This is a genomic window from Desulfosporosinus cupriresistens, assembly GCF_001707885.1.
GTDB lineage: Bacteria > Bacillota > Desulfitobacteriia > Desulfitobacteriales > Desulfitobacteriaceae > Desulfosporosinus.
Genome location: NZ_MASS01000027.1, coordinates 12,851 through 36,108 on the forward strand (window position 1 = coordinate 12,851; position 23,258 = coordinate 36,108).

18 protein-coding genes and 1 pseudogene are annotated in these 23,258 nt (G+C 45.7%); 18 read left to right on the top strand and 1 reads right to left on the bottom strand.

The genetic code is table 11. The features are described 5' to 3' along the window. Positions 1-209 precede the first annotated feature (209 nt). The gene (locus DSBG_RS11985) at positions 210-5,210 is read left to right on the top strand and encodes an MAC/perforin domain-containing protein (protein ID WP_068964562.1); all 5,001 of its coding nucleotides are present in this window, start codon (positions 210-212) and stop codon (positions 5,208-5,210) included. Between the two features lie 427 nt (positions 5,211-5,637). After that, entirely contained in the window at positions 5,638-6,429 is a 792-nt protein-coding gene (locus DSBG_RS11990; RefSeq protein WP_068964591.1) for a lipid II flippase Amj family protein, read from the top strand. 303 nt (positions 6,430-6,732) lie between these two features. On the opposite strand, the gene DSBG_RS11995 is transcribed toward DSBG_RS11990, so the two are convergent. Further along, complete coding sequence (locus tag DSBG_RS11995) at positions 6,733-8,388, bottom strand: tol-pal system YbgF family protein (protein ID WP_068964563.1); 1,656 nt, start codon at positions 8,386-8,388, stop codon at positions 6,733-6,735. A 317-nt stretch (positions 8,389-8,705) separates the two neighbouring features. On the opposite strand from DSBG_RS11995, the gene DSBG_RS23735 reads away from it, so the two are divergent. The 16 genes and pseudogenes from DSBG_RS23735 to DSBG_RS12070 all read left to right on the top strand — a co-directional run bounded on the left by DSBG_RS23735 (position 8,706) and on the right by DSBG_RS12070 (position 23,237). Next, positions 8,706-10,925: an ATP-binding protein gene (locus DSBG_RS23735; protein ID WP_242877580.1), complete on the top strand. Its 2,220-nt coding sequence runs from the start codon at positions 8,706-8,708 to the stop codon at positions 10,923-10,925. Positions 10,926-10,954: 29 nt separating this feature from the next. Then, the gene (locus DSBG_RS12005; RefSeq protein WP_068964565.1) at positions 10,955-11,542 is read left to right on the top strand and encodes a Pvc16 family protein; all 588 of its coding nucleotides are present in this window, start codon (positions 10,955-10,957) and stop codon (positions 11,540-11,542) included. Positions 11,543-11,544: 2 nt separating this feature from the next. Then, the gene (locus DSBG_RS12010) at positions 11,545-12,372 is read left to right on the top strand and encodes a carboxypeptidase-like regulatory domain-containing protein (RefSeq protein ID WP_068964566.1); all 828 of its coding nucleotides are present in this window, start codon (positions 11,545-11,547) and stop codon (positions 12,370-12,372) included. 37 nt (positions 12,373-12,409) lie between these two features. Continuing rightward, on the top strand, positions 12,410-13,957 hold the full coding sequence (locus DSBG_RS12015) for a phage tail sheath family protein (RefSeq protein ID WP_068964567.1): 1,548 nt from the start codon (positions 12,410-12,412) through the stop codon (positions 13,955-13,957). 18 nt (positions 13,958-13,975) lie between these two features. Further along, a complete protein-coding gene (locus DSBG_RS12020) occupies positions 13,976-14,410 on the top strand; it encodes a phage tail protein (RefSeq protein WP_068964568.1) in 435 nt (144 codons plus the stop codon). A gap of 53 nt (positions 14,411-14,463) precedes the next feature. Next, positions 14,464-14,832, top strand: a complete 369-nt coding sequence (locus DSBG_RS12025) for a hypothetical protein (RefSeq protein WP_068964569.1) — start codon at positions 14,464-14,466, stop codon at positions 14,830-14,832. 23 nt (positions 14,833-14,855) lie between these two features. Next, positions 14,856-15,008 (top strand): annotated as a pseudogene (locus tag DSBG_RS24210) (DUF6760 family protein); the annotation flags it as partial. Positions 15,009-15,023: 15 nt separating this feature from the next. Beyond that, entirely contained in the window at positions 15,024-15,452 is a 429-nt protein-coding gene (locus DSBG_RS12030; RefSeq protein WP_068964570.1) for a phage tail protein, read from the top strand. A 1-nt stretch (position 15,453) separates the two neighbouring features. Next, positions 15,454-15,822: a hypothetical protein gene (locus DSBG_RS12035; protein WP_068964571.1), complete on the top strand. Its 369-nt coding sequence runs from the start codon at positions 15,454-15,456 to the stop codon at positions 15,820-15,822. After that, a complete protein-coding gene (locus DSBG_RS12040) occupies positions 15,776-16,843 on the top strand; it encodes a hypothetical protein (protein WP_141694302.1) in 1,068 nt (355 codons plus the stop codon). The genes DSBG_RS12035 and DSBG_RS12040 overlap by 47 nt, the downstream gene beginning before the upstream one ends. 1 nt (position 16,844) lies before the next feature. Then, positions 16,845-17,498 (top strand): CIS tube protein, encoded by a 654-nt coding sequence (locus DSBG_RS12045; RefSeq protein WP_141694303.1) that lies wholly within the window; start codon positions 16,845-16,847, stop codon positions 17,496-17,498. A gap of 4 nt (positions 17,499-17,502) precedes the next feature. Next, positions 17,503-18,567 (top strand): phage late control D family protein, encoded by a 1,065-nt coding sequence (locus DSBG_RS12050; protein WP_068964573.1) that lies wholly within the window; start codon positions 17,503-17,505, stop codon positions 18,565-18,567. Continuing rightward, positions 18,564-19,223, top strand: a complete 660-nt coding sequence (locus DSBG_RS12055; protein WP_068964574.1) for a phage baseplate assembly protein V — start codon at positions 18,564-18,566, stop codon at positions 19,221-19,223. Before DSBG_RS12050 ends, DSBG_RS12055 begins: the two co-directional genes overlap by 4 nt. A gap of 14 nt (positions 19,224-19,237) precedes the next feature. Further along, entirely contained in the window at positions 19,238-19,531 is a 294-nt protein-coding gene (locus DSBG_RS12060) for a PAAR domain-containing protein (RefSeq protein WP_068964575.1), read from the top strand. A gap of 6 nt (positions 19,532-19,537) precedes the next feature. Then, positions 19,538-19,957 carry a GPW/gp25 family protein gene (locus DSBG_RS12065; RefSeq protein WP_141694304.1) on the top strand — a complete coding sequence of 140 codons (420 nt, stop codon included), beginning with the start codon at positions 19,538-19,540 and terminating at the stop codon, positions 19,955-19,957. Between the two features lie 25 nt (positions 19,958-19,982). After that, positions 19,983-23,237 (top strand): putative baseplate assembly protein, encoded by a 3,255-nt coding sequence (locus DSBG_RS12070; RefSeq protein ID WP_068964577.1) that lies wholly within the window; start codon positions 19,983-19,985, stop codon positions 23,235-23,237. The last annotated feature ends 21 nt before the right edge of the window (positions 23,238-23,258 follow it).

Consider the following 23,258-nt stretch of genomic DNA (forward strand, 5'->3'; position numbering starts at 1 on the left):
GTGCTTTTTTGTTTTTATTGGAATTTTGCCCATTTCCCAGAAGGAAAATGGTAGGAAATGTTGAAGTATTTAGAAAAAATAATGTAAGTTTGTAAATGTGTTTGGTATGTTTACAAAAAAAATTCTATTATTTGCGCATTTATTTATTTTTTAGTTTTTTATGCTTTACCATTGGGTTTTACAAAATTAAACAAAAGGAGCAATGCATAATGAGTTCAGTCTGCACTGTCAAGTTGGGCGCAACGGCAAATCTTGTGCTGGGCTATAACCCTAATTGGAACCTAACTACTCGAGATGATCAGAATGGCCTTTTTCACCCAAATCAGAAGGCACTCGCGGAAATCGATGTCAACATAACGCGGAATGATGCCGCCTGGGGCTATCCAGTCATAGCGCTGCATGATTCAGCAAAGGAGTTATTGAGTGCTTTAGTTCCATATAAAACAGTAATTACTGCAGAAAATTCGGATGAGCCTACTTTGCCTGCGGGTCCTTTAATGATTGCAGATAAGGATCAAGGGTCCGCAATTCAGGAACTGTCCAGAACATTAGGTGTTGATTTAAGTAATTCTGATTATGGGTATGCCTTAGTTCAAATCCGCCGGGAAAATGGCAGTGCAGAACATCCTTGCATTGAAAAGGGAATACACCTCAATCCCAACCCTAATCAATTTCCAGTACAGCTAGGTGTCACAGATAATTTCCGCAAGGGTTTGGCTTCCTTGCGTCATGGAATTGATGATTTCGGAAACTTTAGCCCGGAGAACTTTACCAAAGATAGTGCTCAGGCCTATATTGATTTCTTTAAGGATTATGGTACACACTTTGTTTCAAAAATCACAGCGGGTGATGTTCTCTTCCAGGTCTTTGCCTTTCCATCGAATCGTTTTAAGACAATAAAAAGCGCCTATGCGAGTGGAAAGAATCCATTAAGCGGCCCAGAAGCGGTATCATTCGATTACTTTACGACTGATGCCAATACAGGCGCTTTTGGTTTTGTCAAAGAATATGGCAAGATTCTTTGTTTGAGCGGAGATGAACAGCTGACGGAATCCCTGGGGACTCAAGAATGGCTTGAAAATACATGGTCGGCAACGAACAGTATTTTTGCTCCCTTTCAAACCGGTTCCAAAGTTTCTCTGGAACGGCTAAATCGTGATTTCACAAAAATAGTACCGATAAGAATTGAACTCGCATCGCTGGCTTTATTTGCTGAATTTAACCGCAAAAAGGCTTGGAGAAGGGTGTTGAACGCAGTCATTGCCCAGAAATATAAAGGAGACGTTCAAACCATATTTACGAAATACTGTACTGTGGACTTCAAAGCCCAGATACCAGACAGTGGCGTTACGGGGTTCATTTCGACGATCGCTACCCCCACAATCAATGCTTACAAACCAAGCATTGATTTGTCCGAAGTCCAATTGGTCGGCGCGAACTATGTAAAAGACTTTACTCTATGTGCAAATTATATGGAGCAATCAAATCCGAATGGCGTCCATATCCCAGGCTCTGACGTGTTGTTGCTTGCCCAAGTAGTCAACCTTGAAGACAGCAAATCGGTTCCGACTATTTCGCTAACGGATACGGCATACAAAACTGCAGCCTTCAATTGCGATAGCTTCTTCGGTGCTCTGATTATCATGAATGAATCGGGCTCTGAATACCATACAATTGTCGATGGACTCAAGTATGTACTAACGGCTGATGCTTCTGAAACTCGATTCAATGTGAAGGTTGAGGCGGATATCCGTAAGGTGCCCTGCGCAGAAGCGATGCCGCGTTTGAAAGATAGCCTGGAATTCTCATTGACTTTTGCTCAAGGCCTCATTTCGGGTAACGCAGTACCCTTAGATCAAGATCAAAGCTTCCTGAAAGATGGGCTGAATTGGATAGCGGATATTATTCCGAAAGATAGCACAGATCTTGAGCTCCTGGATATTCGTGTTCGTGCTTTGGATCTGGCTCGCCTCAATACGAAGACCAGCCTTGGGGTGTTTGTTCCGTTATTGCCCTATTCCGACTATGAAAAACAAGTCACCAATATTTTAAATTACATCAAAGAAATTGATGACAACGTATACCAGGCACAGGAAAAAATCGAGCAACGCAAGCAAAGCGAATTGATTATTGATGTTGCAAAAACTCTCAATCAAAATATCATTCAATCGGGTGAACTGCTCGCTGGGCTGGTTAAGGCAACTGCCGATCAACAGAATGATCTGTCAACTTATTACGAATCCATTATAGCCCAGCAAAAAGAAGAATACCAACGTCAAGATAATTTAATCAGTAGTCTTGAAAACCAAGTATACTCACAACAAGCTGTCGTAGCCCAATCCGTCGAAGCTTATAAACAAGCTGTTAAGGATTGGCAAACAATGGAGGCAATAAAGTTTGGCCTGGATCTTGCGACGAACTTATTTGCTCTGGGAACCAGCTTTGCTGTTCCTGCGGGTTCAATCAAAGCCTTGGAAGATCTGGGACTTGCAGCCCAGAGAATCCAGAAAGCGCTCAATGTTTTAAATGCGGTCTCCAAGCTCTATACTTCCGGCTCAACAAGTATAGAGTCGATCCAGAATGCCCAGGAGGCTCTTGATGGGATGAATGATTTGGATATTTCCGGTTTGAACTGGGATGAAATGAGCCTCAACATGAATGCCATTATGGCTGTAGGCCCATCAAGCCCTAGCGTGGCCCAAGAAAAGGCGGATCTCCAGAGAAATTTTGGAATTCTTGTTCTTCGTGGAAAAGCTTGGGTTAACGCAAAATCATCCTCTCGTCAAACTGCTCGTGATATTTATCTTCAGCAGAAACAGAAGGCTCTGAGCAATGCCCAAGCAGAGCGCTTAACTAAGCTGCAAGGGTATTTGAAACCGGCGATTATTGCTGATCTTGACAAGTCAGAAATTGACCTGGTTGGTTTGACAGGCAGCCTCTTATTTATTCGTAATCAAATGATGGGTATTGTATCCCAAGCCTTTACTTTACAAGATAAAGTCTTGCAATATCAGTATTTACAATCTCCCACACCAATCAAGTCATTCGATCTCCTCGGATTCAAGGGCGCTTTAGCTGCTCAGACAAACAATACCATTCAAGCAAAGACCTTACTGAACCAGCTCCAGGCATCCGAAACAGATCCCATTGAGTTTGAAGTGCAAGGTGTTGACGTTAAGCAACTGATTAATGGGAGTTCCTATCAGATCTCGATTCTTCCAAATAATTCATGTTTCTCTGAATATGTCGATGTTCGGGTTGTTGCCGTAGTTGCTGCTGTTGAAGATGTTGTCTCGACACAAAGCGGCCGTTATTTGTTAAATCTGGCCTATCAGGGAAGCCCATTCTATGATCGGGATACAAACCGCAATCTCTTAACGTTCAACACCGTGCGGAGAGAACGGACGTATGAATATACTGTTGGAACCGACGAACCTGATTTTACTGATCGGGGCAGTTCGTGGTCTGACGATGTAAATCCAATAACTCCGTTCTCTACTTGGGAAATCAGCTTCCCGAAGACTCACCTGAATGAGAAGATTTGTTTCAAGGGTGCCACGGTAAATGTTAAGCTAAGCTTTGTTCTTAAAGTCAGAATCAAGGATCAGCCGATCAGTTTGCGCTCCGCTAATTTGATGTCCTTGACGGAAATCAATGGGCCATCAGAGCAGGACTTGGTTTCGACGATGGCCAAACAAGGATCTGCGCTAAACGGTTGGGATGTCGTTTTCAATATGTCCCTTGAAAATATTAACGATGTGCTTGCCGCGCAATACGACGAGTTTAAGAATAATGATCAAGAATTTGGCGGAAGAATAAATGTCGAAACAGATCCAGTAGAGGTTTTTGTTGGTCCCCCCAAAATCATATCCTGGCAGCTGTTTGATGTTCATTATGGTTATCCTAAGCTAAGCTTTCTTTCGAACAACAATCAAAACGTCCAATTAGATTTTCAAATTACGAGTGGAAGCCTTACAAAATGCGTAAAGGTCGGCGACGATCCCGAGAAGTGTGATCCGCCCATCCCAATTCAAGGTGAGATAGTAACAGCCATTGTTCCGATTTCGAAAATTCAAGGACTGGTACAGTCCAAATCCAATGATAGCAGTAATGTTTATAGTGTCGTTTTAAATATGCAGGATGGTAGTTTCGAAGCCAATAACATCCAAATGAGCGATGAAGAGAGGGTTTCTTTCAATCGAGCAGTAGCAGCATACTTTATCCATCATCCGATAACGTATGTAATTAATTCCCTTGATCTTTCGAATATCTCCACATTGCAGGATTTAACTCCTCATCAATTTCTGTTCAAGGTAATGCTTACAAATAATAAGAATAATATCCTGCAATTGTTTATTACAACATCGAATCGGGATGCCAAGGATTACAGCCAGACATTTCTGAACAATGTTCCTGAGCCAATTCCTCAGGGTTACGAAACTAGTTTAATGATTAGCAGCAAAGTTTTCTTTGGAAGTGTTCTTCCCAAAGGATTGGGCAGCAACACGGGCTGGGTGCTTGAGGGTAGTAAGTTGAATCCCAGTTCTAGTGATGACTCTGTTTGGACAAGCAAATTCACTTCAGGAAACCTGAGCATTAATATTAATCTGAGCTCATTAAATGAAAATGGGCACTATGTTGGCGGCGGTGGAGGTCCAGTTTGGTCTGATGGTCACAGGTATTGGTTAAAACAAAATCCATTTTCTTGGAGTATATCAGATATGACCATGGCCTCTAGAGACGATGGAAAATTAGCTATGGCATTAAGCTCCAAGCAAGAAACGGTGGAATTTTCTGTACAAACTTTTGCGGAGTATTCAAATTACACCAATGACTATGGAGCGGTTGTTGTATTCTCGGTTAATCCAACGATAATAAAACTTGTTGTTGATAAAAGCGCCGGGAATCCCAGAAACCAATTATTGAAGATTAATATTGAAACTACCGATGATCAAATCGTTTCTACGCCTGTAGTAAACACGGAAAAGAGTGGAATTTGCGATTATGCAAAGAGTAATGTTGGTCAACAAGTTCAACAACAAGCTCCAAGCCAAATTAAGACGAAAATTCAATCTTTGACCTTTGACTCAGTTTCTCTATTTGCATTGGAAAACTTACTATTCCCTAATAAGAATTGCATTGACCTTAAAATTGCCTATGTGCCTGGCGATTTGCTAGTTCTTGGAAATTTTATAAAGTCAGACCATTGATTTTGCTGGACAATTACTGCTTTTTAAAGTGTATCAAATTCGGAGGGAAAGAGAGGGCAAATTGAGTAGAAACCACCTTGAAAAACTATTAAAATATATACAGAACGTTTACAACATTGAACATGGTTTGAATAAATTGTCTGACGGAAGAGTTAACCCAACTTATAGCACAGGTCAAGTAATTCTGCCTGTGCTTTTGATTTTTGATCTCCTTTGTTGATGCTCCACACCGAGGGCAGATTAGTGCTAACGCCTCGTCTTATGGCATTGATTATCTATCTCAGGATAAGGGTTTCATCTTGCTTCAGGAACCTCCTTTTAAACCGAACACGGACAACCGGATGAAATTGTTGATCACGTCATTGACAGCTCTGCCTCTAATGTAAACCAATACGTACAAAAGATTGGAAGAAAGGATTGTATGTCAATGGAAAGAACGTTGGAAGAACTGATTATTCTAACGTCTATCATTCATCTAATCGATACCCTCGCTTACTCTGTTAGACTGAACTCTGTTAAGAGTGGGCAAGTGGCATTGTCCTTTTCTCTATTTAATCTTATCGCGCTTGTTTCCCGTACTGCAAATACCTTACAAGCCCCATTGATTGCAGGTATTATCGGAAGTAGTATTGTTCACGGGTCAAATCCAGCAATGGATATGCGGATAGTGATTTTCGCATCAACCGTTGGAACTTTAGCCGGTGTACTTTTAATTCCATCATTTCTTAGGGTTTTTGAGAAAGCTGTAAACCGTCTAGAGGTAATGGGTTCTGTCCCCTCGCTAGTGATTGAGGCCTTGCAGATAAATAATATTAAGCGAATCGTTAAGAGTGTCTCTAAACCCTCTAAGTCGATGTTAGAAAGATTAAGGTATCGTGAGATCCCAAAGAGATTGTTGATTTTAAATTCGTTAGTCACAGGAATATATACGGTTGGCGTCCTTGCAGCAAGTTACTCAGCAATATTGGTTCCAGAGGAACATAGACTTACGGTTGTTGCATCATCTGGAATGATCAATGGGGTTGCTTCAATTTTGCTTACGCTTCTTATTGACCCAAAGTCAGCGATGATTACTGACCAAGCATTAAGAGGAAAGAGGCCGTATGGTGATGTTAAGGCACTTGTGGTGTTGCTTATTACCTCTAAGTTAGTTGGGACTTTGTTAGGCCAGGTACTGTTCTTGCCCGCAGCCGAAGCAATTGCTTTTTTCTACAAGTAAATCGTGAAAGGCCTCGGCTGAGGTAAAATTTCTTCTATAAGAGATTAACAGACGATGAGTTTAAGCAATGAATAAGTCCGTTAAAGATTACTTTGAGGTTTTGTTCTTGATATAACAAGAAACTTCAATTCTTTTGATCATCCTAATCCTGCCACTAGGATTTAAAACCTTCGACAGGTGGTTGCAAGTTAAAGGTCTAAGATTCCATTGATGGGTTTTTAGTGAAGATTATTTTATCTACTCAACATCTAGGGTCAGTGAAACAATATCCCTATTGGAAATCTAGAAATCATCCCAGCTTTCCTACTTTGTTGTAGATGAATACGCGTTGGCTAAAACAAAGGTAGTGTTATTATATTCGTATTCTTGGGTAAATCTAGTCTTGGCATCTGCATGCGCTCCTACATTGAAGTTGTCTTGACTCATAATTATCTCATTTTTAGATATTTGCCAATCACCTTGGTCTCCGGCTGTAGCGTCCCAAATGATGTTGTATCCGTCTTTACCATTCCAATTTATAAGTGTTAATTCCGGATAACCTCCGATATCACCACATGTAGTTATTAATCCCAAGACAGGGAATGAAATACCTTCAAGCTTATATAATTTAATGCTTATTGGATACATAGAAAAGTCAAGATTTGAATAGTTAGTTCCAATTTGAAATTTGGCTTGCTCCTCAAATGCTTTGCCATTCCAATGTAAGACAACAAGTGAGCGCGTTTTCAGGTAATAAGCGATAAGCTCATTTTTGTTATCGTTATCTAAGTCGAAGAGATAATAATCATTTTCAGGAATACTGTATCCCTGAGGTAAAACTGCTCCGGTAATCTCTGTTGGTACAGGCGAATCAGAGAATGAGACTATTTGTTTAGCAACAACAAGCTGAGTATTGTTGTCTAGGGCCAAATATCGGCGAGCAATATTATCAGGAGTTGAGCTAGACTCCTTTTTCTTAAACAGGTACGTAATGTCTGTGTATTTGCGCCCAGGTACGACGGTAAATGATTCCCCACCAAAATAGCTGTCGTGGCGGGCTCCTACAGTTCTTAGAAGATTGATATCCAATTTGTAGTTTCCCGGAGCCAGATCATACGAGCTAACAATTCTAGTCTCATTGTCGTATTGAACTTTAGCAGATGTTCCATCACTTCTGGTTAGTGTAACCTTCGGTTTATCAGCAGGTTTTACAGATTCAATGTTGATGTAGTCGCTTAAGGCAAGCTGAAACTCGATAGCTCCAAAAGGAGGGTTAACTATTTGGTTCAGCTTGGAAATGAGATCATTGCCACCCGCCGTAATAAATGCGCTTGAATCGCCAAGCGCATTTAGCTCGTTGAGAAGACTTTTGGCCTTAGAGTAATATGTATCCTTTCCAAGCCCAGTATTGTAGTAGTTATCGTAAAGCGGTGTGAAAGTATCGATCTGGTGAGCGGCTGATTTGGCTAAGCTATGAGCATATTCTTCTGAGGCAGGATATTTTTCCTGCAATATTTTTAAAATATCACCGGACTTGGTCTCGTCACTAAAATTAAGTTCAAATAGTTTCCCATAAGCAAAGGCAACTTTGGCGTGTTGTGGGTAATTAGAGATGAAGGAACGAAAAGCCTCATCGGCTTCGGATTTTTGTCCAATACTTAAGAGCTTGGTAGCTCTGGTTAGGCTCTGATCAGGTTGATAAACCGTCTTAAACCAGTAGTAGCTGCAGCCCGCTAATACTAGGCAAACAGCTAAGATTAAAAAAGAGGCGATTTTGATTTTTTTCGGTTTTTTAGAGCTTATTTGGGCACTTACCGCAATTTCCTCAACCTCGCCGTTTCCATCTTTATCTAGTTGTTTAGTGGCCTCTTTATCCTCTTTATCCTCTGACACTGAGAGTGTATTGTCAATTTCAACAGGTCTCCCGCAGTTAGGGCAATTGTGGTAAGTTCCAACTTCATGGCCACAAGTACACTTCACGTTTTCTCCCCCTTTAGTTCGCCTTAAGCAGATACTAACAACCTATAAGGATTCACCGTTTCATCAATTTTTGACCTATCTTCCTCTATACGTTAATACGACCGTGGACTAGATTATCAGGGGGGACCACCAACAAATATGTTTGCTCAAATAAGTATATAACAAAGTTTTACCATTAATAAATATTTTTCCATAAAATCAACTATTTGACGTAGATCGACATTATCTCCAAAGGATATTTAGTGTGGATTGTGTAATATTTCTTTTAACAAAAAGGAAAAAATTTGTTACTCTCCTGCAGGCGAAGGATGATGAAGATGTACTCTGATAGCAGAGAGTATCTTTTGGATGAACTTAATCAATTAGACAGGATTATTCACCTACACATTCTCAAACAGCAGCAGGTGCGGTCGGTCGATCCATTGCAACAATTTAGGGGGTTGGTACTGTCTGAGGAGGAGATAGTCGGACTGCTCGGAGATGTTTCTGTGCTCCCGAAGAACAATGAGAGCTGCAAACTGCGGGAAATGAAGATCGAGCAAATTCGTGAGAGCTTGCGGGCCGAAGCTCTAAGGATCAGAGAACGGCGAGAGGCCAGTCTTAATAACGGAATTTACCTGTCCTTAAATCATCTCGCCCAAATATTCAACCTGACGCACTTTGAGCAGCAATGTATCATCATTTGTCTGGCCGTGGAATTGGAGCGCAAGTACGGTAAACTATATGCTTATCTGCAGAATGATGTTACCCGCCAAAAGCCTGACGTTGAGCTGATACTTAAACTGTTGTGCCCTGTGCCTCAGGAACGACTTGAGGCCAGGTCGGTTTTTTCGCCACAGGCTCCACTCATCAAACATGGGCTCCTGCAGTTGGCAGATAACTCACCAGGAGATTTGATCCCACTAATATCACGCAATCTTAAACTGAATGACCGGATCGTAGATTTTCTTTTGGAATTTGGACAGATTGATGTACGGCTTGCCCCTGTAGCTAGCCTGGTTCTTCCCGGAGCAGACAAGTCAGGGAAGTTTCAGGGCCTCGAAACTCGGCAGCGGGTAAAGGAATTTCTATATTCATATTTTGGTGAATCCGGTTCAGTTGGGGAAGGTGTGGTTTTTTATTGCCATGGGAAATATGGCGCAGGAAAAAAATTGCTTGTTGAATCGTTATGCGATGAATTTGAATTGCCACTGATTTACGGTGATACGGAAAGAATGCTGGACAGCTGGATTCCCTTTGGGGAGCTGATGCAGCTACTCGGCCGGGAAGCTGCACTGCAAGGAGCAATATTGTGCTTGGTGAATTTTGACCATCTCCTTGACAGGGGAGATAAAAGCCTGCTGCAATTGGAATCAATGATTGAAGCGGTGCAGACCTATTCACGGTTAACTTTTTTGCTGGGTCGGCGCCCATGGAACCCGCAGGGGGTGCTAAAAGGAACTGTCTTCATTGACATTGAAGCTCCGGCGCCTGATGTTACCGCTAGGCAAAACCTGTGGGAGGAACTCAGTGAAGAGTATCTGGGGGCGGATACCCCGGCTTTTAATCCGGATTGGCGGGAGCTGGCCGGTAAATTCCGATTTACGCCGGGACAGATCCGGGACGCTCTTGCCGTGGCCCATCACCGGGCCCTCTGGTGTCCTGCGGGGGACAGGCAGGTAACCATGGCAGACCTGTACGCTGCTTGTCAGGCTCAGTCGAATCAGAAACTGAGCAGCCTTGCGCAAAAATTAAAACCCGGATACACCTGGGACGATATAATCCTACCGCTTGACCGGCTAAAACAGTTGCAGGAAATTTGCAGTCAGGTCAAATACCGCGATGTTGTATTCGATCAATGGGGTTTCGCCGGCAAAATGTCTTATGGCAGAGGACTAAACGCGCTTTTTTCCGGTCCTCCGGGCACAGGCAAAACCATGTCAGCCGAGGTTATTGCTGGTGAGCTGCAGATGGACCTTTACAAAATCGATTTGTCTCAGGTCATCAGCAAATATATAGGCGAAACAGAACAAAACCTGCAGCGGATCTTTGATGAGGCTGCAACAAGTAATGCCATTCTTTTCTTCGACGAGGCCGATGCCCTTTTTGGCAAGCGGTCGGAGGTCCGGGATGCCCATGATCGTTATGCAAATATCGAAACGGCTTATCTGCTCCAGAAGATAGAGGAATACGACGGCATAACGATACTAGCCACCAATCTGCGGAATAACATGGACGATGCTTTTGTCCGCCGGATGCGCTTTATTGTAGATTTTCCCTTCCCAGACGAAGTACATCGGGAAAAAATCTGGAGGCATATGTTTCCCGAAGATACTCCGCGGAATGAGGATCTTGACCTAAAATTTTTGGCAAAGAAGTTTAGAATTGCCGGAGGAGATATCAAAAACATTGTCCTGGCAGCGGCATTTCTAGCTGCCGGAGAGACCGTGGCCATCGGGATGGAGCACCTTATCCGCGCCACTAGGGATGAGATGCACAAAAACGGTAAGCTTTGTCTGAAAGAAGACTTTGGTGAATATTATGAGTGGATTAATTGAAGAATTCTAAAATCCGATGAGGTGGGGTTATGAGCGAATTTACGGTGTTTGCCGATATTGGGCAGACCCTAATTAAACTGCTTAGAGACAATATGAAGGACCTGAACATGAACGAGAACTCGATAGTATTATGCTCACCGGCCGACGTAACCGATGACATCAGTCTGTCGATTTTCCTGTATCAGGTAGTGGAGAATTCGGACATGAGAAACCAGGATATGTTCGAACTGGGACCGGATCGGCTGCAGTATCCCCCTTTATACCTGGACCTCTATTATTTGCTGACGACCTATTCAAAGGCCGATCTGGCCTCCCGTTCACTGGAAGAACACCGGATCTTGGGGAAGGCAATGAGTATCCTGCATGACCATGTAGTTTTGAGCGGACCGGCACTGCAGGGCGGGTTAGCCGGCAAGCATGATGAGTTTAGGATATCTATGAACACCCTCTCACTGGACGATGCAAATAAGCTTTGGAGCACCTTTACCAACAAACAGTTTAGACCGTCTGTAAGTTATCTGGTCACTCCGGTGGCCGTTGATTCCACCCGGATTATGGGAACCAGCCGTGTATTGTCACGGGAATTGGAGTACAACGTGATGGGGGAGGATAGATAATTTTGGCCAACCAATTTTATCTAGTTCAAAAGACCGCTAAAAAAGTGTCCCTTGCTGTCCGGGTGACTGATGATTATACCCTGAGAGAACCTGTTGGCAGGATTAAGGTTGGCATCAAAGAAGCCGTCGCCGGACCGGTCAAAAACCCAAGCGGATATTATGTATTTACTGACTTACTCCCAGGCAGTTATTCAGTTGAGGTCGCTTCGCAATATTACTTAACCGGGGAGTCGGCCGTTAATACCGCTCTTCTTGATGCAAAATATCCGGTGTTAAATATTAGTTTAACCCCCCACAGCGCCTATCCCTTTACCGGGAGTGTCGCCCTAATCCGAGGACTGGTGTACGGATCGGCGGGTAAAAGCTTGGCGAAAGCCGGTGTACAGGCTGTCGTTACCGACCCGGAGAACGCTGATAAGGCAAAGTTAAGTAAAAACCCTGTCAAAGCGGGGGACAGAACTGTATTATTGGCCGATATTTACGGAGAGCTTACTCCAGATGAGCTGCTGATGATTAAAGATGTCAATAAAATGTGTAACGAAGTCATTAAAATTGCACCGCCCGTGCCTGCTAACTCGGCAGTTCAACCCGTTAGTTTAGCGTCACCCCTTAAGTTTGACCATCCTGCCAAAACTCCGTTGATGTCTGTTTTAAAAACCCTAACTAACGAGAAGGGGGAGTTTGTAATCTACTTCAGGACGCTTAAGGCTAATAAATTCAACGTGAGCATACAGGTGCATCATCCTGACTACCAAATCTTCAACCGGGAGGTGGAAATCACTGCGGACAAACAGGTTTCCCTGGGTGTAATTCAACTGACAACGGCTTAAGTGCTAAGAAATAAACAACAGAAAAGGAGGATGAAAAATGCCGGAATACTTATCACCGGGAGTTTATGTGGAAGAAATTGAAATTGGTTCGAAACCCATTGAAGGAGTATCCACCAGTACAGCCGGTTTTTTAGGTGAGGCAGAGAGGGGGCCTACGGCTGCAGCACTGGTTACTAACTGGCTGCAGTACCAAAGGGTTTTTGGCAGTTATTTCGGGGCAGACAAATATCTCCCCTATGCAGTAAAAGGCTTTTTTGACAACGGTGGGCAGCGCTGCTATATCGGGCGGATTGTAAAGCAGTCCTCGGAGACTGCCACTATCAGTTTGACGGCTGGCAGCAGTGATGTTCTGACGGTATCTGCTGTAGGTGAAGGGACATGGGGCAACTGGATTGCGTTGAAGCTTTCTGCAGGCTCCTTTAGTAAAAAAGATAATCCTCTCTTCAAATTAAGTGTAAGTTATTGGAAAAAGGAGCCCGCCTCATTGTATGACCCAGAGAGTGATGCCAAGACTAGGCCGCGTCCTGATGTGACGGAGATTTTTGACAACCTTTCGCTGGTTGAGAATTCTCCGGATTATTACATCAAGAGGATTAACGGAATTTCCGACCTAATCACGGTTTCCGAAATCAGTAATTCAGCGTCAATTCCAGATGGTCCGGCGGCTATCACCTATCTTACAGGTGGCTCTGATGGGACTGGTAACCTAGTATTGTCTGATTTTCAGCGGGAGGATACCGATGATGATCCTGCTAACAGGAAAGGATTAACCGCTTTCAAAACCATTGACGATATTTCAATTGTTTATGTCCCTAACGTCTTAAACATCAGTGGTCTTGCTGCCGAGTTAATCACCCACTGTGAGACAATGAAGGACCGCTTTGCGGTGCTCGATGCGGAACAAGGTTCGGCCAAGGTTTCCGACCTAAACCCGCGGGACAATTACGACACAAAATACGCTGCCTACTACTATCCCTGGATCAAGATTGTCGATTCTGAGGCTGGCCTGATGCGAACTATACCGCCGGGTGGCCATGTGGCTGGAATCTACGCTCGTAGTGATACCGAGCGGGGTGTTCACAAAGCACCGGCCAACGAACCTGTCCGCGGCGCGGCTGACCTAGAATTCCAGATTACTAGGGGTGAACAGGATATTCTGAACCCCAGAGGGGTCAATGTGATCCGCGCTTTTCCCGGCAGGGGAATCAGGGTCTGGGGCGCGCGTACATTGTCCAGTGACCCCCTGTGGAAGTATATCAACCTCCGCCGGCTGTTCCTTTTCCTGGAGGAATCCATAGACAAAGGAAACCAATGGGTGGTTTTTGAACCGAACAATGAAAAACTCTGGGCTAGGGTAAAAAGTACTATCACGGAGTTCCTAACCCGAGTGTGGCGGGATGGAGCGCTAATGGGCACCAAGGCAGAGGAAGCCTTTTTTGTCAAGGTTGACCGTTCCACCATGACCCAGAGCGATATTGACAACGGGCGCCTAATTGTTCTCATTGGTGTTGCGCCTGTAAAACCGGCAGAGTTTGTTATCTTCCGCATCGCCCAGTGGGCTGGCGGCTCTACGGTTACTGAATAAAACAGGAGGTGCAGAAGTATGCCGGGGCAAAGAAAAGATCCATTGCGGAATTTCCGTTTCAGAGTGGAGATAGACGGCATCCAGCAGGCCGGTTTCACAGAAGTTACCGGCTTTGATGCCACAGTGGATGTAATAGATTACCGTGAGGGGAGTGACCCCACACATGTACGCAAACTATCCGGTTTAACCAAATACGGAAATATAACCCTAAAATGGGGCATCACTGATTCCATGGAGATTTACAACTGGCACAAAGGGGTTATTGATGGGAGTGTCCAGCGCAAGAATATTTCGATCATCATCGTTGATGAAACCGGGGCCGACAAAGCGCGCTGGAACATCATCAATGCCTGGCCTGTTAAATACGGTCCCCCTGATCTCAATGCCAAGGGTAATGATGTGGCTATTGAAACCTTGGAACTTGTCCATGAGGGGATGACGCGGGTCAGTTAAGATGCCGGAAGCTAAAGCAGAGGCATTCATCATTTCAGAAAGCAGGTGGATAAGTGGCTTTTCAAACTGAATTCGAATTTACTCTCCCCAAGGGTTATGTTGACGAGTACGGCAGTTTGCACCGCAGCGGGACCATGCGTTTAGCCACTGCGGCAGACGAAATCCTACCTATGAAGGACCCACGGGTACAGCAGAATCCTGCGTATCTGACCGTTATCCTTTTAGCGAGGGTAATTATCAAGCTAGGCGAGGTACAGTCCATTAACCCCAAGGTTATTGAAGGCTTGTTCTCTTCAGATCTGGCTTTTCTTCAGGATTTCTACCGTCGGATTAACGGGGACGGAAGAACGGTGCTCAAAACCATATGCCCGAAGTGTGAATATGAGTTTGAAGTGGAGGTGGCTGGTTCGGGGGAAGTCTAACGGGCTACCCCCATGACCGGCTTTACGAGGAGGTAGCCTTTATTGCCTATTATTTTCACTGGCCCCATGACGAAATCATGGAAATGGAGCACCGAGAGCGCAAAAGGTGGTGCAGGGAGATTTCCAAAATAAACCGCAAACTGAATAAAGAACCGGAGAATGCATTTGATCTCTAAGGGGGAGGGCGGAATATGGCCACGGGTAAGAGGAAGAACCCTTATACAAATTTTAAATTTCTGGTGGAAATCAACGGCATGGTGGTGGCTGGTTTTTCGGAAGTTTATGGACTCCAGGCGGAGACTGAAACAGAAGAGTACCGGGAAGGCGGGGTCAACCATTTCGTGCTTAAGTTGCCCAAGGTCACCAGTTATCCTAACCTTACCCTCAAAAGAGGCCTAACCGATTCCGATGCGCTCTATAAATGGTATCGAGATGTAGCTGTCGGCAGTATTGTACGGAAGCAGGTTTCTGTAGTTGTATTGGATCATTCGGGAAATGAAGTTCGCCGCTGGAATTTCTCCCAGGCTTACCCAGTAAAATGGACAGGGCCTGAGCTTAGTGCCGACAGCAGCGCAATTGCGGTGGAAGTTGTGGAACTTGTGCATAAGGGGCTAATCTGAAATGATGACTGATCAGACTTTTTGGCAGTGGGTATGGCGTAAAAACAGCATCATGAAAAAATATGGGTCGGCGGGACCGCCCCTTGTTTTGCGGTATGTCGTCGCTGCTCAGCAGGTTTTGTACTTTTGGCAGTCATTAACCCTCAGGTTAAATGTAGCTTTACCAGCTTTCGTAAGCTATGCAACAGTAGGAGCGCCCCTCGCGATGTATGCGTATGCAACAGTAGGAGCGCCCCTCGCGATGTATGCGTATGCAACAGTAGGAGCGCCCCCCGCGAGGTATGCGTATGCAACAGCAGGAGTGCCCCCCGCGAGGTATGCGTATGCAACAGCAGGAGCGCCCCCGCGAGGTATGCGTATGCAACAGTAGGAGCGCCCCCACGAGGTATGCGTATGCAACAGCAGGAGCGCCCCTCGCGAGGTATGCGACAGCGGGACTGTCCTCCGCCGGTATTAGAGGAGTGGTAACCCTACCTGAAGACGCGGCATTCTTTAGGAAGTACCCTTGGGCGGTCACTGCCAATAAGGAGCGCCAAGGATTAAAAGCGCCAACTGGACCTTCGCTTTTGGGGGACGCTGCCATTAAAAGAGTGAAGCTTTTTACTTCTTCAGATATAGAGCGGTTTGCCCTGCAGAAAACCGTACAAACATTGGTGACCTGGCATAACAAAGCCGTAAGACGAGTTGGATTCTCACAGGGGCCTATAGCAGCCTCGCAGTTAACAACTCGGGTTTTTCTTTCATCGGTTAATGAATCGTTGGAAAAAATTACTGATTTGCAGTGGCGGCTGGTTATGGCCGGCGCTCCTATAAAAGTCGCATCACCGATGACCATAAAGGCATCAGTCACAACGATGCCTACGGTCACAGCCATAGAGAGTTCCGTCGCAGTCAAGCAGACTCCGAACGCAGCCGGATATACAACGGAAGCAATCAGGTATGTGCGGGTTGTAGCAGGAGTGGCACAGAATTCAGCCACACAGTTGCCACGTTCGGTAAGCTGGCTGCTAAAATCAAGGGGAAAGGGGCCACTAGCAGAAGTACATCTTAAAAATACACCCGGATATCGGTTGCATTCAGCTTTAGTGTCTCATACCTCGGCAGTGCATGTGCATGCTCTGGATTATACTACCGCGGTGGCCAACACACCCCCGTCGGTCGAAATTATCCACGCTGTGGCAACAAGTGTTCACGAGCCGGCCGAAATTGTTCACGTCCCAGCCACAACCACTTATAAGCCAGCCACAACTGTTCAAGCTTCGGACTCTACAGTCCGGGGGATAACTATCCCTTCCACGGCGTCGGCGGTGGACATTTCTCGGCTGGCGGAGCAGGTATGCCGGGTAATAGAAGGCAAAATTACTCGGGAGAAGGAAAGAAGGGGGATGTAAGGTGGATGTCACGGAATCGAAGAAAGTGAAGGCGGAGATACAGCCGTTGGATAACAGAGGAAATCCAAAGGGTGACCCGGTTAAAGTTTTGTTTAATCCGGCGGAGTATTCCATCGAGAAAAACAATCAGTTCCAGCAAACGTTGCTGCCCGGTCTGTCAGCGCCAGTCACCCATTTCATCGGAGGCAACGCCAGTAGCCTTACCATGGACCTTTTTTTCGATACCTATGAGACAGGGGAAGATGTCAGGGATTATACCAGGAAAATTACCAACCTGCTGGAGATTGACAGTGACCTCCATGCCCCGCCTGTCTGTCAGTTCAGATGGGGTAGGCTGGAATTTAAAGCTGTACTGGAACGGGTAACCCAGCGGTTTTCCATGTTTCGCGATGAACAGGGGATACCGGTTCGAGCTACCCTCAACGTAACGTTTAAAGAGTACAAAACTATCACGGAGCAGTTTCAGGAAAAGCCCCGTTTTTCATCAGACCGGACTAAACACAGGTTAATCAGTCAAGGTGATAGCCTGTGGTTAATTGCTGACCGGGAATATGACGACCCAGCTCTTTGGCGGCGCATCGCCCGAGTTAACAACATCGAGAATCCGCGGATCTTACAAGTAGGGAAGGAAATAATAGTGCCCCCTTTGGAGTGATGAAATGGAAAAGAAGTATCACAATTTTTATGCTCCTGCTTTTGACGTTCTTATTGAAAACACTAATATCCTTCAGGAAGGGATGGAGCTTACCGACGTCATGGTAGAAAACACTGTAGAGGGCGCGGACAGCTTTTCTTTTACCGTGAATAATGCCTTCGACATCGTCAGAAAGGACTTTAATTGGCTGGACCAATATTTATCCGTTGGAAAAAAGGTCGAGATAAAAATGGGATATTACGACCGTCTGCAATCTGTGTTTTTTGGATTGGTAACGGCAGTGGATATTACTTTTCCTGCTGGCGGTTTTCCCCAGGTGGAAGTGAGAGGTCTGGACATTTCCCATCTGATGATGAAAGGGAGCAGCTGCTTTTCTTGGGATGAGGTCAAAGACAGTGAGATAGCTAGAAAAATCGCAGCCAAATTTAAATTGGACGGTGTGGAAATAGAAGAAAGCAAAATAAAGCACTCTAAGGTGGTTCAGGACGGGGAGAGTGACTTTAATTTTCTCACCAGGCTGGCGGCCAGAAATGGTTTTGAATTTTTTATTCTCGGTAAAACCCTTTATTTCAGGGACCCGGCGAAAAGAAAGCTGGAGCTGCTGACTTTGGAATGGGGTAAGAATTTGCTTAGTTTTGCACCGCGGATCAATATTTCCGGGCAGGTTTCAGGGATCGAGGTTAGAGGCTGGGATGCCTTGGCTAAGAAGGTTATTGTGGGCAAAGCCGGCGTAGGAGATGAGACCGGTAGCGATGATGGGAAAAAAAGCGGTGGTGAACTGGTCAGTGAAGCTTTTCGGAAAGAGATTGTGGAACGAATCAGTTGTTCTGTGCGTTCTCAAGAAGAAGCAGACCTTAAAGCCAAAACAGAGTACAATCGACGGGCCAAAAAGCTGCTTACCGGCGGCGGTGAATCTATTGGGTTACCGGACATAATGCCAGGCGGGTATCTGAAACTGGCGGGCTTGGGTAAAACCTTCAGCAGGACATATTATATTTTAGGCACTCAACATACAATCAGCAGTTTAGGCTACCGGACAACGTTCAATGTTGAAGGGAAAAAGATATGAACATAGTTGATTTGTTAAGAACAGACCGAGATGATGCGGGGGAGAAACTATGCGGAGTAGTCATCGGGATTGTCACCAATAACAAAGATCCAGAAGGCATGGGCCGGGTCAAGGTGAAATTCCCCTGGCGGGAGAGTGAGGATGAAAGTGACTGGGCCCGATTGGCCACCTTAATGGCCGGTAGTGAACGAGGCAGCTTCTTTCTGCCGGAAGTCGATGATGAGGTTTTGGTGGCTTTTGGCCAGGGTAATATTGATCAGCCTTATGTTATCGGAATGCTGTGGAACGGTAAAGACAAGCCGCCGGAGACTAACAGTGACGGTAAGAACAATATACGTAAGATCAAATCTAGAAGTGGGCATGAGATAATTTTTAACGATGACAGCGAGCAAAAAAAAGAAAAATTAGAGATCCATACCAAAGGTGGACATACACTGGTTTTGGATGATTCTGCAGGTCAGGAAAAAATTGAGATCAAAGATAAAACCGGTTCGAATTCTATCATCATCGATTCAGCTCAGAACTCGTTAACGATTACAAGCGCGGCACAGCTCAAAATCAAGGCTCAGATGATCGAACTGGATGCGGATGCTTCCATGACTTTAAAATCCAGCGGTATCCTTACCATTAAAGGGTCAATGGTTAAAATCAATTGAGGAGGTTGGTCTTTATGCCGCCGGCTGCAAGGGTGGGTGATACCACTGCCCACGGCACTCCGCTTGGTCCGGGACCGGGTAGTGTAAATGTTTTAATTGGCGGAAAACCGGCCTGGCGGGCAAATTCAGATGTCCATAATTGCCCGCTGGTTACAGGAACTGTTCCTCATGTCGGGGGAATGGTGACTATGGGCAGCACCACTGTGCTGATCAATAACCTGCCGGCCGTGCGGATGGGGGATATGATCACGGAGAGTGGGCCGCCAAATTCGGTAGCGATGGGAGAAGCTACAGTAATGATCGGGTGAACACCGGTGGTGAAAGGTGCGGAGGTAACCATGGCTAAGGAATTCTTGGGTAGAGGGTGGAAATTCCCTGTTCTGATTGACGGTTTGACCGGAAAAATTGCCATGTCGGAATATGAGCAGGATATCCGGGAAGCGATTTGGATAATTCTGGACACCGCCAAAGGTGAAAGGGTAATGCGGCCCGATTTTGGCTGTGGGATTCATGACTTTGTGTTTGCCGCCATGGATGTCGCTACAATGGGCATGATTGAATCAAAGGTGCGTGAAGCCCTTATCCGCTGGGAACCGAGAATTGAGATTATCAGGATTAACGTGTCTCCAGGGAAGGCGGCTGACGGAAAATTGGAAATTGCCCTGGATTATCGTGTACGTTCTACTAATAACCAGTTAAACCTGGTCTACCCTTTCTATCTTAATGAAGGTTAATAGATGATTTGAGGGGGGTGAGATAATGCAGGATTCTGGTGTTGAACCCAAAGATATCGTGAAACAAATAAGTGAACTCATACCTTTTTACACACCGGAGTGGGAGTTTGTTAATGATAAAAGCGATCCGGGGACGGCACTGATTAACATATTTGCCCTAATGTATGAAGGGGCCTGTAAACGCTTTAGACAGGTTCCTTATAAAAACTTTGTTGCCTTTCTGGAAATGATTGGGGTACAGCTCCTGCCACCTCAGCAGGCCCGCGTCCCGGTAACCTTCAGCTTAAGTATGGGCGCTGTAGGAGCGGTGCTTATTCCGGTGGGAACGCAGGTTGCTGTTAACCCGCTCGATGGCGGGGCGCCGGTTATTTTCGAAACAGAAAGGAATATCCTGGCCACGCCGGCCAAACTTTGCAAAGTATTTACAACTGTACCAGCCTTGGACGGGATCTTTGAACATACGCCGGTATTACAGGGTGACAACAGAGCCAGACTTTTTGCCGGAAAAGAGAATCAAAACCTTCAGGAGCACAGTATGTATCTGGCCCACAGTGAAATCCTGAACCTCAAGGGCCGGGCATCAGTGGACATAAGTTTTTATGCTATGGGTACAGATCTGACTAAAGAAAACTTAACCAGGGATATTTCCTGGGAGTGGTGGAATAAAGACTGCGACCGCTGGGTTTCCTCCCACGAGGATCGAGTAGACCAGTTGAAAGTTGCGGCAGTAATCAGAAAAGACGGTGAAGCCCGGCAATGGGTTAATATTACTTTAGACAAAGACTTTGATTCCAGATTTACAAAAACAAAGGTCTTTGATATGGAAAACTTCTGGCTGCGTTGCAGGATAGTAGAACCGATGACTAAGGAGTCGGGTTTTAACAAGCTCCAGATTGACCATATCATGGTCCACTCCGGACCTTTATATGCGTTGCCTGATCCCGATGGATTATTTTGTAACGATATTCCCCTTAACATACCGGTTCTGGAAAAACCGCCAGTATACCCCTTCGGTAAACGGCCAAGAACCTTTGATACCTTTTATATTGCCAATAATGACGCTTTGTCAAAGAAAGGCGCCGAAATTAAACTTCAGATTAACCTGTTTCCTGATGATCCGGAATTCCTACCGGTAAAGCTCATTCAGGGAATTGGTCCCGAATTTGAGGAACGGTTAATTAGCTATAAAGAAAACAATAAACCATTTCCCATCGATACGGTGAGTAAACTCTTAAATAGATCAGTTGAAGAACTGGCACGTATACTGTCTGACCCTCAACATCCGGTCGGCTTAAAAAGAGTGCAAAACATCAAAGAAGCTGCCGAAAAGGAATTCTATGACAAAAACACGGATTATAAAAAACTTGCCGAGCTGATTAAAGCAGCACCTTCCGATGAGTTGATGCTTTCATGGGAATACTGGAACGGCACCAGCTGGCAGGCTATTAAAAGTCTTGAGGACGGTACGGAAAAGTTTACTCAACCCGGTTCAGTGAGTTTCAAATGCCCTTCAGACTTGGCACCAACCACCGTCAACGGTCAAGAGAACTACTGGATCAGGGTCCGGATTATCAACGGAGACTATGGTAAGGAAAAGTATATAAAGGTTAATGCCAATCCAGAAACCTGGCAGGTGAATTCAGGTGATATACGGCCCCCAAAGCTGTGCAGCCTGAAAATTGATTATGCCTATGCCGCTGCCGAACTCCCAAAGGTTGAAAAATGTATCGCTTATAACAATCTCCAGTTTTCCGTGTGTAAACTGGGGCTATTCAAACCCTTTGACGTTTTGCCAGATAGCAGACCTGCCCTTTACCTGGGCTTTGACCGACCTCCATTAAAAGGACCGGTAAGCATGTTTCTGAACCTGGAGGAACAGGAATATAAAGTGGAGGAAATACCAAGGTTTACCTGGGAGTATTACCGGGAAGCTGACGGCAGGACCGGTACGGTGCGACTGGAAGCGCTGGATGGGACAAACAATCTCATCGACAGTGGAAACGTTGAATTTGTTGGTCCGCCAGATTTTACCCGCCTGTTTCTTTTCGGGGCTGAACTCAGCTGGATAAGGGCTGTTGACGCGGACGCTAAGTTTGACCGGGTGCCTGATGCAGGAACACCTGAGCAGACGCTTTGGTTAAAGGATATACGTCTGAATACGGTCTGGGCGTCCCAGGCTGAGACAGTCAGCGATGAAATTATTGGGTCGGGCGATGGTGAGTCTGGGCAGAAATTTAGGCTTCGACGAACTCCGGTAATTTCGGAAGCTATCTGGGTAAATGAATTTAGCGTCCTGTCAGAAGATGAGCGGGCAGCTCTGCTCAGAAATGGTACAGTAGAAACAAGAGAAGTTAGAGATGAAAAAGGCGCTGTCCAGGAATTTTGGGTCAGGTGGGAGTCGGTGGAGGACCTGGCTGAATCTGCAGGTGATGAGCGTCATTATATGATTGATCGGGCCTTTGGTCAGGCCAGTTTTGGTAACGGTATCAACGGAGCAGCCTTGCCTGTGAGCTTGAACAATATCAAAGCGGAATACCGCACCGGAGGAGGGTCCAGAGGTAATGTGGGGGCAGGCGAAATCTCTGGGATGCGGACCTCAGTAGCTTTTGTGGACAAAGTGGTGAACCATGTGGCTGCCGCCGGTGGAACCGATACCGAACTTGTGGAACAGGCTCTTACTCGGGGGCCGCAGATGTTGAAGCACGGTAACCGGGCTGTCACCGCCGAAGACTATGAATGGCTGGCTCGTCAAGCCTCTCGCAGTGTTGCGCGGGTCAAATGCTTCCCCAACTGCAACGACAGGTGGGAAAAACAGACGGGCTGGGTGACGGTTATTATCATCCCCGAGGGCGGTGAAGCCAAGCCCCGGCCTAATCTGCAGTTAAAACGACGAGTGGAAAGATTTCTCCGAGAACGGGCTGCCGGGGTGGTCACCGGCAGAGGGAAGCTTCTGATCAGAGAACCGGAGTACAAAGAAATTTCCGTTATAGCTACCCTTGTAGCTACGGAGTTTGAAATGGCGCCGTTAGTAGAGAAGACTTCTATGGAAAGGTTAAAGGCCTTCCTTCACCCGCTAAGTGGCGGGTGTGACAGGAAGGGTTGGGAGTTTGGTCGGCATCCCTATCTTTCTGATTTCTATGGGTTACTTGAGAGTATTGAGGGTGTGGACTTTGTGACGGAACTTACTGTGGACGACAGCGATATTGAGGACTATGTACTCATATATAGCGGTAACCACAATGTAACTGTCCGGCCGCCAGGCGGTCAACAGCTGCGTTAACCGCCGCCCCGCTGGAGGAGG